Source organism: Aggregatibacter actinomycetemcomitans, from assembly GCF_003130205.1.
Lineage (GTDB): Bacteria > Pseudomonadota > Gammaproteobacteria > Enterobacterales > Pasteurellaceae > Aggregatibacter > Aggregatibacter actinomycetemcomitans_A.
Genome location: NZ_NRDF01000015.1, coordinates 1 through 12474, shown reverse-complemented (window position 1 = coordinate 12474; position 12474 = coordinate 1). Strand labels below are relative to the sequence as shown.

The 12474-nt window shown below is 47.9% G+C and carries 13 protein-coding genes, 2 tRNA genes, 2 rRNA genes and 1 pseudogene; 6 read left to right on the top strand and 12 right to left on the bottom strand.

Features of this window, described 5'->3' with window-relative positions:
- Positions 1-35 precede the first annotated feature (35 nt).
- Positions 36-251, bottom strand: coding sequence for a 30S ribosomal protein S21 (rpsU, locus tag DK423_RS09360; protein WP_005537983.1), 216 nt, complete (start codon positions 249-251; stop codon positions 36-38).
- A gap of 225 nt (positions 252-476) precedes the next feature.
- Between rpsU and tsaD the strand changes: the two genes are divergently transcribed.
- The 3 genes from tsaD (at position 477) to DK423_RS09345 (ending at position 2384) form a co-directional block, all read left to right on the top strand.
- A complete protein-coding gene (tsaD, locus tag DK423_RS09355; RefSeq protein ID WP_005557411.1) occupies positions 477-1505 on the top strand; it encodes a tRNA (adenosine(37)-N6)-threonylcarbamoyltransferase complex transferase subunit TsaD in 1029 nt (342 codons plus the stop codon).
- A gap of 64 nt (positions 1506-1569) precedes the next feature.
- The gene (locus DK423_RS09350; protein ID WP_005548460.1) at positions 1570-1803 is read left to right on the top strand and encodes a hypothetical protein; all 234 of its coding nucleotides are present in this window, start codon (positions 1570-1572) and stop codon (positions 1801-1803) included.
- 2 nt (positions 1804-1805) lie between these two features.
- On the top strand, positions 1806-2384 hold the full coding sequence (locus DK423_RS09345; protein ID WP_005557414.1) for a thymidine kinase: 579 nt from the start codon (positions 1806-1808) through the stop codon (positions 2382-2384).
- Positions 2385-2452: 68 nt separating this feature from the next.
- On the opposite strand, the gene ligA is transcribed toward DK423_RS09345, so the two are convergent.
- Together ligA and zipA are read right to left on the bottom strand one after the other, a co-directional pair.
- Positions 2453-4468: an NAD-dependent DNA ligase LigA gene (gene ligA / locus DK423_RS09340; RefSeq protein ID WP_005557416.1), complete on the bottom strand. Its 2016-nt coding sequence runs from the start codon at positions 4466-4468 to the stop codon at positions 2453-2455.
- 104 nt (positions 4469-4572) lie between these two features.
- Complete coding sequence (zipA, locus tag DK423_RS09335) at positions 4573-5613, bottom strand: cell division protein ZipA (protein ID WP_032996677.1); 1041 nt, start codon at positions 5611-5613, stop codon at positions 4573-4575.
- Positions 5614-5753: 140 nt separating this feature from the next.
- Here zipA and cysZ point away from each other — a divergent pair, with 140 nt between their 5' ends.
- Positions 5754-6578, top strand: coding sequence for a sulfate transporter CysZ (gene cysZ / locus DK423_RS09330; RefSeq protein ID WP_005557419.1), 825 nt, complete (start codon positions 5754-5756; stop codon positions 6576-6578).
- Positions 6579-6679: 101 nt separating this feature from the next.
- Complete coding sequence (gene cysK, locus DK423_RS09325) at positions 6680-7627, top strand: cysteine synthase A (RefSeq protein ID WP_005576095.1); 948 nt, start codon at positions 6680-6682, stop codon at positions 7625-7627.
- A 220-nt stretch (positions 7628-7847) separates the two neighbouring features.
- Here the strand turns inward: cysK and DK423_RS11535 are convergent, their stop codons facing one another.
- From DK423_RS11535 to pth, 5 genes are all read right to left on the bottom strand, one after another.
- Positions 7848-7970 (bottom strand): hypothetical protein, encoded by a 123-nt coding sequence (locus tag DK423_RS11535; RefSeq protein ID WP_005557423.1) that lies wholly within the window; start codon positions 7968-7970, stop codon positions 7848-7850.
- Between the two features lie 109 nt (positions 7971-8079).
- Positions 8080-8661 carry a uracil-DNA glycosylase family protein gene (locus DK423_RS09320; protein WP_005557425.1) on the bottom strand — a complete coding sequence of 194 codons (582 nt, stop codon included), beginning with the start codon at positions 8659-8661 and terminating at the stop codon, positions 8080-8082.
- A gap of 94 nt (positions 8662-8755) precedes the next feature.
- Positions 8756-8890, bottom strand: coding sequence for a homocysteine S-methyltransferase family protein (locus tag DK423_RS11530; RefSeq protein ID WP_080567487.1), 135 nt, complete (start codon positions 8888-8890; stop codon positions 8756-8758).
- Between the two features lie 108 nt (positions 8891-8998).
- Complete coding sequence (gene ychF / locus DK423_RS09310; RefSeq protein WP_005557427.1) at positions 8999-10090, bottom strand: redox-regulated ATPase YchF; 1092 nt, start codon at positions 10088-10090, stop codon at positions 8999-9001.
- Between the two features lie 51 nt (positions 10091-10141).
- Positions 10142-10726: an aminoacyl-tRNA hydrolase gene (pth, locus tag DK423_RS09305; RefSeq protein WP_005557430.1), complete on the bottom strand. Its 585-nt coding sequence runs from the start codon at positions 10724-10726 to the stop codon at positions 10142-10144.
- 1064 nt (positions 10727-11790) lie between these two features.
- Between pth and DK423_RS11670 the strand changes: the two are divergent.
- Positions 11791-11913, top strand: a pseudogene (locus DK423_RS11670) (IS3 family transposase); the annotation flags it as partial.
- Positions 11914-12034: 121 nt separating this feature from the next.
- Here DK423_RS11670 and DK423_RS09295 read toward each other — a convergent pair.
- The 4 genes from DK423_RS09295 to rrf (DK423_RS11700) all read right to left on the bottom strand — a co-directional run.
- Positions 12035-12110 (bottom strand) — tRNA-Trp (locus DK423_RS09295).
- Between the two features lie 34 nt (positions 12111-12144).
- Positions 12145-12221 (bottom strand) — tRNA-Asp (locus DK423_RS09290).
- Between the two features lie 8 nt (positions 12222-12229).
- Positions 12230-12345: ribosomal RNA gene (gene rrf, locus DK423_RS09285) — 5S ribosomal RNA — on the bottom strand.
- Positions 12346-12395: 50 nt separating this feature from the next.
- Positions 12396-12474 (bottom strand): 5S ribosomal RNA (gene rrf / locus DK423_RS11700); the annotation flags it as partial.

The following is a 12474-nucleotide window of genomic DNA, read 5'->3' as shown; positions in this document are numbered from 1 at the left end:
ACGGTTTTTATAACTCGAGTTAAAAATGCTGTTAATTAGTATAAACGTGTGTTGCGTGCGTTTTCACGGGCTAAGCGTTTTGCGTGACGTTTTGCACGGGTTGCATTTTCACGTTTACGAATGGTTGTTGGTTTTTCGTAGAATTCACGAGCACGAACTTCTGCTAAAATACCAGCTTTTTCGCAAGAGCGTTTGAAACGACGTAATGCTACGTCAAAGGATTCATTTTCACGAACTTTAATTACAGGCATAAGCCAATCACCTCAATGAGTTTAATTAATTTAATTGCAATTTAAATTTTTATTTGTTGCCGCGCCTGCGGCAGATTCAATAAAGGACGCAATTTTAATCCAAATTACGCATGAAAGTAAAGGGCAGATTGAGGGTTTCCTGAAATCCGCATCGGAAAACTGGTTAAAATCATGTAAAGCGGGTAAAATTTGGCGCCAATAAAACCCATAAAAAAGAGAACTCAAATGCGAATTTTAGGCATTGAAACGTCCTGTGATGAAACGGGCGTTGCCATTTATGACGAAGAAAAAGGCTTGGTCGCCAACCAACTTCATACCCAAATCGCCTTGCACGCGGATTACGGCGGCGTGGTGCCGGAACTGGCGTCGCGCGATCATATCCGCAAACTGGCGCCACTATTACAAGCCGCATTAAAAGAAGCGAATTTAACCCCCGAAGACATTGATGGCGTGGCTTATACCAGCGGTCCGGGCTTGGTCGGCGCGTTGTTGGTGGGTTCTACCGTTGCGCGCGCCTTGGCTTACGCGTGGAATGTGCCGGCAATCGGCGTACATCACATGGAAGGGCATTTGTTGGCGCCCATGCTTGAGGAAAATCCACCGCACTTTCCCTTTGTGGCGCTGTTGGTGTCCGGCGGGCATACCCAATTGGTGCGGGTGGACGGTGTAGGGCGTTATGAATTGTTGGGTGAATCCATCGACGACGCGGCAGGCGAGGCCTTTGATAAAACCGCCAAATTGCTCGGTTTGGATTACCCGGGCGGGGCGGCGTTGGCACGTTTGGCGCTTTATGGCACACCGAATCGTTTTGCCTTTCCGCGCCCGATGACCGATCGCCCCGGCTTGGATTTCAGCTTTTCCGGTCTAAAAACCTTCGCCGCCAACACCCTTCATCAGGTGTTACAGGAAGAGGGCGAACTGAGCGAACAAAGCAAGGCGGATATTGCCTACGCCTTCCAGGAAGCAGTGGTGGACACGCTGGCAATCAAATGTAAGCGTGCGTTAAAACAAACCTGCTTGCAGCGTTTAGTGATTGCCGGCGGCGTGAGTGCCAATAAACAGTTGCGTCAAACCTTGGCGGAGCTTATGCAAAAACTGGGCGGTGAGGTGTTTTACCCGCAGCCGCAATTTTGCACGGACAACGGTGCCATGATCGCCTATGCCGGTTTTTTACGTTTAAAACAGGGGCAGCAACAAGGATTGGCAATTGAAGTCCGTCCTCGTTGGGCGATGACCGAATTAACCGCGATTTAACCCAAAAGTGCGGTGGAAAAAACACATAAATTTTCGACCGCACTTTCAATAAAAAGGAAAACAAATGGACAAAATCAAATTCAGAGCAATGCGTGCCGCCGGCATCGGCTGTTTCGTTATGTTAGCGATTATCGCCTTTTTCGTGTTTACCACGCCCACGGACGTGCTGATCGATTTCTTAACGGAAGTCGGCAAAATGGCGGGCGGGCGCACCACCATCGGCGTGCTTATTTTAGCCGCGCTGCCGCCGGTGACGGGCTTTATTTGCTATCATTTCTGGCGCTGGGTGCTTAAATAAACATGGCTAAATTGTATTTCTACTATTCCACCATGAATGCGGGAAAATCCACCACATTGCTGCAATCTTCCTATAACTACCGCGAACGTAACATGAACACGCTGGTTTATACGGCGGCGATAGACGATCGTTTCGGTGTAGGGCAGGTGACTTCCCGCATCGGGATTAGCGAACAGGCGAATACCTTTGCCCGCAATACGGATTTGTTCGCTGAAATCGAACAACATTTGGCGCAGGAACCGCTCCATTGCATTTTGGTGGATGAAGCCCAGTTTTTAACCAAAGAACAGGTTTATCAACTGAGTGATGTGGTGGATAAACTGCACATTCCCGTGTTGTGCTATGGTTTGCGCACCGATTTCCAAGCGGAATTATTTGAAGGCAGCCGCTATTTACTGGCGTGGGCGGATCAGCTGGAAGAACTCAAAACCATTTGTTACTGCGGACGCAAAGCTAATTTCGTGTTGCGTATTAACGAACGGGGCGAAGTGGTTAAACAAGGCGATCAAATCCAAATCGGCGGCAACGACAGCTACCTTTCCGTGTGCCGTTTGCATTATAAGGAGAAAATGGCGGAGTAACGGCGGAAAAGTGCGGTCGTTTTTTCAAATGTTTTTTATGAGGGCATACATCAAGCCTGTCCCGTTTATTATTCGTTGAGCCATGCCAAAAATTCTTCTTCACTCAACACCTGTACGCCTAATTCCGCCGCTTTGCTCAGTTTCGAGCCGGCAGCTTCACCGGCGATAACATAGTCGGTTTTGGCGGAAACGCTGCCGCTGACTTTGGCGCCGAGTTGTTGTAACAAGGCTTTGGCGTCGTTGCGTCCCATTTGCGAGAGGGTACCGGTGAGCACCACGGTTTTATCTTTGAACGGATTTTCCTTCACTTCCTGCACTTCAACGGTTTCCCAATGTACGCCTTGGGCGATGAGATCTTCCACCACGGTGACATTATGCGCTTCACGCCAGAATACAAAAATGCGATTCGCTACCACCTCACCCACGTCGGGCACCTGTTGTAACTGCTCCAAATCGGCATTTTGCAACGCTTCCAAAGTCTTGAAATGATTTGCCAGATTTAACGCAGTGGCTTCGCCCACATCACGAATGCCCAGGGCGAAAATGAAACGGGCAAGGGTGGTATTTTTCGCTTTTTCTAAGCTGGTTAAAGCATTTTCGGCGGATTTCGGCCCCATCCGTTCAAGGCGGGTGAGAGTGGTTAAATCTAATTTAAACAAATCTGCCGGGGTATGAATCAATTCGCGATCCACCAGCTGTTCAATGAGCTTGCCACCCACGCCGTCGATATCCATGGCTTTGCGTGACACGAAGTGTTTTAACGCTTCTTTGCGTTGCGCCGCGCAGAATAATCCGCCGGTGCAGCGTGCAACGGCTTCCCCTTCAATGCGAACGATTAAGGAACTGCATACCGGGCAGTGTGTCGGAAAAACAATTTGGCGCGCATCCGCCGGACGGCGATCATGCGCCACGCCGATAATTTGCGGAATCACATCGCCCGCGCGACGGATTATTACGGTGTCGCCGATGGCAATGGTCAGGCGGGCGATTTCGTCGCCGTTGTGTAGGGTCGCGTTGCTTACTGTTACGCCTGCCACGAAAACCGGTTGGAGCTTGGCAACCGGTGTAATCGCCCCGGTGCGCCCTACTTGAAACTCCACATCATTGAGCACGGTCAGCTCTTCTTGTGCGGGGAATTTATAGGCAATCGCCCAACGCGGCGCTTTGGAAATAAAACCGAGGCGTTGTTGCAGCGCAATATCGTTGATTTTCAGCACCGCGCCATCAATGTCATAGCCTAGGGAACTGCGTTTTGCCATAATCGTGCGGTAGAAATTTAAAACGTTTTCAATGCCGTCGCACAACTGAATTTCATTGTTCACCGGGATACCAACGGATTTCAGCCACTGCAGGCGTTCAAAATGGGTCGGCGGCAGTTCCACGCCTTCGGCAATACCGATACTATACGCATTGAGCATTAACGGGCGCTGGCTGGTGATTTTCGGATCCAACTGGCGTAATGAGCCCGCCGCCGCATTACGCGGATTGGCAAAGGTTTTCTCGCCGTGTTCCAACGCGCGTTCGTTTAACCGTTCAAAGCCCGCGTGCGGCATGAACACCTCACCGCGCACTTCCAAACGCGCCGGTGGATTATCCGCCAGCAGTTGCAACGGAATGTTGCGAATGGTGCGGATATTTTGCGTGATGTCTTCGCCGGTAGTGCCGTCGCCACGGGTTGCCGCTTGGCTGAGGACGCCGTTCACATACAAAATGCTGACGGCTAAACCGTCCAGTTTCGGTTCGCAGCAAAAGGTCAGCGGTTCCGGCACGAGTGCCAGGCGATCCTGGATGCGTTTGACGAAGGCGAAAAATTCCTCATCGGAAAAGGCGTTATCCAAGGATAACATGGGAATTTCATGGCGAATTTGTGCAAATTCGGACAACGGACGCGCGCCCACGCGTTGAGTCGGCGAATCGGCGGTGACCAGTGCGGGATGTTGTTGTTCCAAAGCTTTGAGTTGATGAAACAGGCGATCGTATTCGCTGTCGGGAATCTGCGGATCGTCTAAAACGTGGTATTGATATTCGTGGTGACGTAAGGTTTTTCTGAGGTCGTCGATCTGTTGTTGAATTGAGGTTGTCATTGTGATTCCGTAAAAAATACCGAAAAAAATGACCGCACTTTTGAGGTGCTCGGTGAGCGAAAAGTGCGGTCGTTTTTGAAAACGTTTTTAAGCCGCCGCCATGATTAAGCCACTTTGGCTAAATATTCCTGTTCGGCGTGGTCGTTGAAAATTTCCTGTTTGTCGGTCAACACGAAGCCGCCCAGTTCGTCCGCCAAATTGCGGGCGGCGCGAATCATGGTTTTTAAATTGACGGTGTCGTTGCCCGGGGAAGGTAATTGCATGAACAGCGCAATGCCCACGGTGAACAGGTTGTCCATGTCGTAAGGATCAAAAGTGCCGGGCTGTTGTAAATTGGCGACGCTGAATAGCACCGGGCTGGCAGAGGTTAAATCCAGATGGCGGTGATAAATGTGCTGATCGCCGAAAATAAAGCCTAAGCCGTCCAGGGCTTGCGCCAAGCGTCCGCCGTTGAATTCACGATTTTCCGGCGCCACCACATACAACATAATGAAAGACGGTTTCGCCGGATTTTCCCCTTTGTTTGCCGTCGGTTGCGGCGCCACTTGCGTTTCTGCAGTCGGTTCGTGGCTTTCCTGTTCCAACGGCGTTAATGAAACTGTCGGCGTGGTGTATTCTTCCTCCATTTGCGTGATGGAAACGCGGTTCGGATCGGCGTAAGGCGACGGCTCGCCGTAAGGTTTAAACGGCGTGTCGTTTGGCATGCTTGGGATCGGTTGCGAAGGTTGTAATGGCTGCTGTAGCCCTTGTTCACTTTGTGCGTATTGCGGCACAGGTTCCGCCTGATGGAATGCGTTTGACATACCGCTCGGCAGCGTGATTTTAATTTCATCTACGGCGCGTTCGATGGATTTGTTTTCAGTCGGGCTTGGCACGGTTGCTTCTTCAAAATCTAAGGCTTGCTGTTGTGGCTGCGGCGTACCTTCAACAAAGGAATGTTTTTGTTTTGCGGCAATGGGCGCGTCTGTAGCAGGGCGCGCCGTTGGGTTCGGCGCATTAAAACGGTTCGGCTGCCGATTTTGTGCAAAGGTATTGGCGTTTTTGAAATATTGGGATTTTTCGCGACGGTTTGACCAAATTCCGTGCGCAACTAATGCCAATAATGCAATAACGCCCAAGATAATCAAAATTGTATTTAAATCCATTGCCGACTCTCCAATCATACAAAATTCACGCAAGTTGGTCGTAAGCTTATCATATTTTTGCAAAATTGATGATAGACAAAGTTTGATTTTTTTCACCGCACTTTGTATCCTGAACCTCTTTTTGTCTTAGGGATAACGCTATGTTAAAACACGCGGAAATGAAATCCGGTTTTGAATATTTTGTGATGGGCTGGCATTTGGTTTTACAGAAAGGGCTGCGCCGTTTTGTGATCATGCCGATCCTGTTAAATGTGCTGTTATTAGGCGGTTTGTTTTGGCTTTTTGTGAACCAAATCGGCGGTTATATTGACGGCATTATGTCCTACATTCCCGATTGGCTGAGTTGGTTGAGCGGCGTTTTGTTGCTGCTTTCCATTCTCATGATTCTCGTTCTGTTTTATTTCATCTTTACCACGCTGTCGGGCTTCATCGCCGCGCCTTTTAACGGCTTGCTGGCGGAAAAGGTGGAAAAAATGCTGACGGGGGAAAATTTGCAGGATATGTCTCTGTGGGATTTTATGAAAGATGTGCCGCGTATGCTGGCGCGTGAATGGCAAAAGTTGGTTTACAGTTTGCCGAAAATCATCGCCTTGTTTTTGTTGGGATTTGCGCCTTTGTTGGGACAAACCGCGATTCCCGTAGTGACTTTTTTATTCACCGCATGGATGATGGCGATTCAATATTGCGACTATCCTTTTGATAACCACAAAATCCCTTTCGGCATAATGAAAAACGAACTGGCGATTAAGCGCAATGTGACGGTAACCTTCGGCGGTTTGGTGACGCTTTGTACTTTCGTGCCGGTGGTTAATCTGGTGATTATTCCCGTGGCAGTGTGTGGTGCAACGGCAATGTGGGTGAGCGAATACCGCATGTTATTTAAGCGCCCGCAACAAGAACAAACAGGCACTGAAATGAGCATAAATTGTCGCTCTTCCGGCGACGGTGTTATCGTCACGAAATAGCTTTTGATTATATGATTTATAAAAAATAGCTATTGTTTTATCGGCGGTTCTCATGCTAAAACTAACGCCACTTCATTATTTTATCCTCAGGAGAACATATTATGACTATTTACAGTGACAATTCTTATTCTATCGGCAATACCCCGTTAGTACGTTTAAAACATTTCGGCAACGGCAATATTGTCGTGAAAATTGAAGGACGCAACCCGAGTTTCAGCGTGAAATGTCGTATCGGTTCTAACATGATATGGCAGGCGGAAAAAGACGGCCGGCTGACGAAAGACAAAGAAATCGTTGATGCCACCAGCGGTAATACCGGGATTGCATTGGCATATGTTGCGGCAGCGCGTGGTTATAAAATCACCCTTACCATGCCGGAGACCATGAGTGCCGAACGTAAACGTTTGTTGCGTGGTCTCGGTGTAAATTTAGTGCTGACTGAAGGTGCCAAAGGAATGAAAGGCTCCATTGCTAAAGCAGAAGAAATCATGGCGTCCGATCCGAATCGTTATGTAATGTTAAAACAATTTGAAAACCCGGCGAACCCGGATATTCACCGCAAAACCACCGGTGAAGAAATCTGGAAAGGCACCGAGGGCAAAATTGACATATTGGTTGCCGGTGTAGGCACAGGCGGTACGATTACCGGCATTTCCCGCGCAATTAAATTAGATCACGGTAAACAAATCACTTCCGTTGCCGTGGAACCGGCAGAGTCTCCGGTTATCACTCAAACGCTCGCGGGCGAAGAAGTGAAACCGGGTCCGCACAAAATTCAAGGTATCGGCGCAGGCTTTATTCCGAAAAACTTAGATCTTTCTTTAGTGGATCGCGTGGAAACCGTGGATAGCGACACCGCCATTGCCACTGCCCGCCGTTTGATGGCGGAAGAAGGGATTCTTGCCGGGATTTCTTCCGGTGCTGCTGTAGCGGCTGCTGACCGCTTAGCGAACCTGCCTGAATTTAAAGACAAGCTGATCGTTGTTATCCTACCGTCTGCTGCCGAACGCTATTTAAGTACCGCACTTTTTAATGGAATTGAGGTTTAATGCATCGTTAATTAACGGCCTTGCCTGTTGAAAAACGTTCGTGAAAATGACCGCACTTTTATTTCTCAGCGTCTAGCAAACCAATGCTATGTAATCCGGGGTAAAAGTTACCCCGGATTACGAATAAGCCGGCCTCTTTGGGAGCGGAAGTGTTCCTTGATTCACACTCACTGCTGTTTATAGCTTCAGCCCGCCATGGACATATCGGGCATTTTTACAATCACGCGGGAATACCGAGGAATAACATGGTAATGGCGGCGTATAAATTTAATGTAATGGCGCTGTCCGGCACAGTTACCAAACTCACATCGTGCTCATTTTTGAGCGTGTGTAGATAACACAAGGCGGTCTCACACCGATGAACACCCACAACGTGATGAGCATAATGTTTTTTACTTATTTGCCGATACGGTTAATGAAAGCGACATATGCTTGCCTTAAGAAAGAGAAAATTAACGGGAGAGAATTTGTTTGATCAGTTGTCGCAAGGTTGGCACTACATCCTGCATAAACCACGGATTTTTTGCCAGCCAAAGCTGATTACGCGGTGAGGGGTGCACCAACGGCAAAAAGTGCGGTAGAAATTCCCGGTAATTTTTCACCGTTTCCGTGACATTACGTTTATTCTGCGGCAGGTAATATTGCTGCGCATATTGCCCGATTACAATGGTCAGTTCGATATTAGGCAAACCCGCTAAAATCGATGGATGCCATTTTTCTGCAAAACCTTTACGCGGCGGCAAATCCCCCGATTTACCTTTACCCGGATAATAAAAATCCATGGGGATCACGGCAAATAGCCCGGAATGATAAAAGGTCTCACGATCCACACCCAACCATTCACGCAATCGGTCGCCGCTTTTATCGTTCCAGTACAAACAGGTTTGCTCCGCTTTCACTCCGGGTGCTTGTCCGACAACATTAATGCGCGCCCCTGTCGGTGCTGCAAACAACGGTTCAATACCGCGCTCGGTAAAGGATGCATTTTGCGGATCGGACATGATGTCATGTTTAATTTGGGTGAAGGTAGTCATGGATTTCTCCTAACAGTAGTTTTATCACGGTACATAAATATCTGAAGAACATTCCCCTCTGTTGTAAAGAGGGACTAGGGGAGATTTGCTTCAATTATTCAAACGCTTCCGACAACGCCGCGATATGCTCCGGTCTGATACCATAACAACCGCCGACAATAGTCGCATCGTTGCCGATCCATTTTTGTGCCCAGGCGAGGCATTGCTGCGGGTTGAGATCATCGCGGATTGTTGTCTAAGCACCGTCGAGAATTGTAATATTTGATATATTTTGCTTTCCTCAAATGAAATAAAAAGATACCGCACTTAAAAAGTGCGGTCGGTTTTTTGAAATGTTTTATACGTTGAAGCGAAAGTGCATTACATCGCCGTCCTGCACGATGTAATCTTTCCCTTCCAAACGCCATTTTCCTGCTTCTTTCGCGCCGTTTTCGCCTTTGTATTGAATAAAGTCTTCATAAGCGATCACTTCCGCGCGGATAAAGCCTTTTTCGAAATCCGTGTGAATCACGGCGGCGGCTTTCGGGGCGGTGGCGCCCACGGAAACCGTCCAGGCGCGGACTTCTTTCACGCCGGCGGTGAAGTAGGTTTGTAAATTCAATAAGGCGTAACCGGCGCGAATCACGCGGTTTAAGCCCGGTTCTTCAATGCCGAGATCCTGCAGGAATTCCAGTTTTTCATCATCGTTCAGTTCGGCGATTTCCGCTTCGATTGCGGCACACACCGGCACCACTACGGAGCTTTCTTTTTCGGCGAATTCACGTACTTTGTCGAGATACGGGTTGTTTTCGAACCCGTCTTCGTTCACGTTGGCGATGTACATGGTCGGTTTTAAGGTTAAGAAGTTGTAGCTTTTAATCGCCAATAATTCGTCTTTGTCTAACGGCACGGAACGAATCATACCCGCTTCGGACAGCACCGGCAGGATTTTTTCCATTACGGCAAGCTCAAATTTCGCTTCTTTGTCGCCGCCCTTGGCGCGTTTTTGCAAGCGTTGAATGGCGCGTTCGCAGCTGTCCAAATCGGCTAACGCCAGTTCGGTGTTGATGGTGTCGATGTCGTTTAACGGATCGATTTTGCCCGCAACGTGCACGATGTCGTCATTTTCAAAACAACGCACCACATGGCCGATCGCGTCGGTTTCGCGAATGTTCGCCAAGAATTTATTTCCCAGCCCCTCGCCTTTACTTGCGCCGGCAACCAAGCCTGCGATGTCCACAAATTCCATGGTGGTCGGCAACACGCGTTCCGGCTTAACGATTTCCGCCAACGCGTCCAAACGCGGATCAGGCATCGGCACGACGCCGGTATTCGGTTCGATAGTACAAAACGGATAATTCGCCGCTTCAATTCCGGCTTTGGTTAAGGCGTTGAAAAGCGTCGATTTGCCCACATTCGGCAAACCCACGATGCCACATTTGAATCCCATAATTTTTCCTTATTGAAAAACGATCGTAAAAACGACCGCACTTTTTGTTCATTAAACTTTAAAACTGTTTAGCCGATTGGTGGCTTTCACCATGCCGTCTTTGAAAAGCAATTCCACGCAATCCGTCGCTTCGTCCAGCGCTTTGTCTAACGCGTCGCGTTCGCTTGGCGCGGGCTTATTTAACACATAACCCGCCACCAAATCGCGATACCCGGGGTGACCGATGCCGATACGTAAACGGTGAAAATTATTGTTATTGCCCAGCTGCGCCACGATGTCTTTCAGCCCGTTATGACCGCCATGTCCGCCGCCCAACTTGAGTTTTGCCGTGCCGGGCGGTAAATCCAACTCATCGTGCAGCACCAAAATTTCTTCCGGTTTAATGCGGTAAAAATTCGCCAACGCGCCCACCGCTTTGCCGCTTAAATTCATAAACGTCGTCGGCACCAAAAAACGCACTTCCTTGCCGTTCACCACGGCACGCGCGGTGTAGCCGAAAAATTTGTTTTCTGGATTTAAGATAACATTAAAACGGCGCGCCAAACGCTCCATCAACCAGACACCCGCATTGTGACGGGTGTCCGCATATTTGTCACCGGGATTGCCAAGCCCGACGATAAGTTTGATTTCTGACATAGTGCTTTGCTTGCGAAAAAGAATGGCGCGTATTGTAGCGGAAAGTCGGTTTTTTCTCAATGAAAGGGAAAACTAAACCGCACCTTGATCTGCCCCCCCTAAAGCTAGGCACTACAGCCCACCAATTAAGGTGCAGATTATTATGGGTAAACATTATTCAATCGAATTCAAAAATCACATCATCAACTATCACACCGAGAAAAATGGAAATGCCAAGTGAACAGAAACGTCAACTTGCAATAATCCTCAAGATATTAAGGCATTACTTAAGAAACTGGAGTATTTAAGAGCGGAGAATACTACCTTAAAAAAGTTCAAGTAGTCGGACGAGCAAAAAGCCTGATAGAAAAAAGGAACATCGTTAACGAGTTAAAGGGTCAGCATTCAACACCATTGTTATTGAAGATTATCGGGCTCTCCCATTAGGCCCTCTATTACACAGTAAAAGCCAAAGACCACGGCGACATTCGCCGACGTATTCTCGCCCTTTATCAGCAAAACGAAGGGGGCAACTGATATCGAATAATTCGAATAAAACTACGTAAAGAAGGGATATTCATCAGTGGTAAAACAGTGTTGGCATTGGGAATTCGTTCTTATGTGAAAGTGAAAAACGTAAGGAAGTGGGGAAAACGAGCCATATTGCGATGAATTTGCTGCAATACAACTTTACCGCCACGAAGTTGAAGGAGAAATGGGTAATACCTGGAGCTAAAACGGATGTGAGACCGAGCGTCAGGTGGGGCGTGAGAAACTGTATCTTTCTCCCATGATGGACTTAGCCAATCAGGAGATTGTCGCCGTTACAACGGGATGATGCCCGATATTCGGTTTGGTCTCATCAATGTTGAAAAAGACATTAAGGCAATTTAAAGGAAACGGATTTACCGATTATACACACCGACCAGGACTGCCTTTATGGACGTGCCCGTTGGCGTAAGATGTTGATACGAGATAACGGTTCGCCTTTTATTTATGCCATCTAGAACATGAGCCGACGGGGGAGACGGTTATGATAATGCGGTGATAAAGCGTTTTTTCAGCACGTTGATTACCGTCAGTTTAAGGACATTGATGAATCAGAATGGACGATACATGGCTATATTCGTTATTATACCCAGGAGCAAATTAAGCTCGGGTTAGACGATTTGGACCCTGCGCAGTACAGAGCTCAATATTTAAATTAGATTTAGTTATCTGTCCAACTTTTAGGGCGCAGATCACTTTTTTAATCTGATTTTAAAGTGCAGTTTTCTTATTTAAAAATATTAGATTTAGAATGTATAAAGACAATTTACAATGAAATAATGGCAGGGGCGGAGAGGCTCGAACTCCCAACACCCGGTTTTGGAGACCGGTGCTCTACCAATTGAACTACGCCCCTACTAATATGTATAACCTGAAAAGATTATAAAAGTTGGCGGAATGGACGGGACTCGAACCCGCGACCCCCTGCGTGACAGGCAGGTATTCTAACCAGCTGAACTACCACTCCAGAATGAGAATTAGTAGTGACCTACTCTCACATGGGGATACCCCACACTACCATTGGCGTAACAGCATTTCACTTCTGAGTTCGGTATGGATTCAGGTGGATCTACTGCACTATGACTACTAAAATTTTTATTACTTTAGTTTACTAACAAGACTGAATAAACTAAAGTAATAAATTTGGCGGTGACCTACTCTCACATGGGGATACCCCACACTACCATCGGCATTACGGCATTTCACTTCTGAGTTCGGTA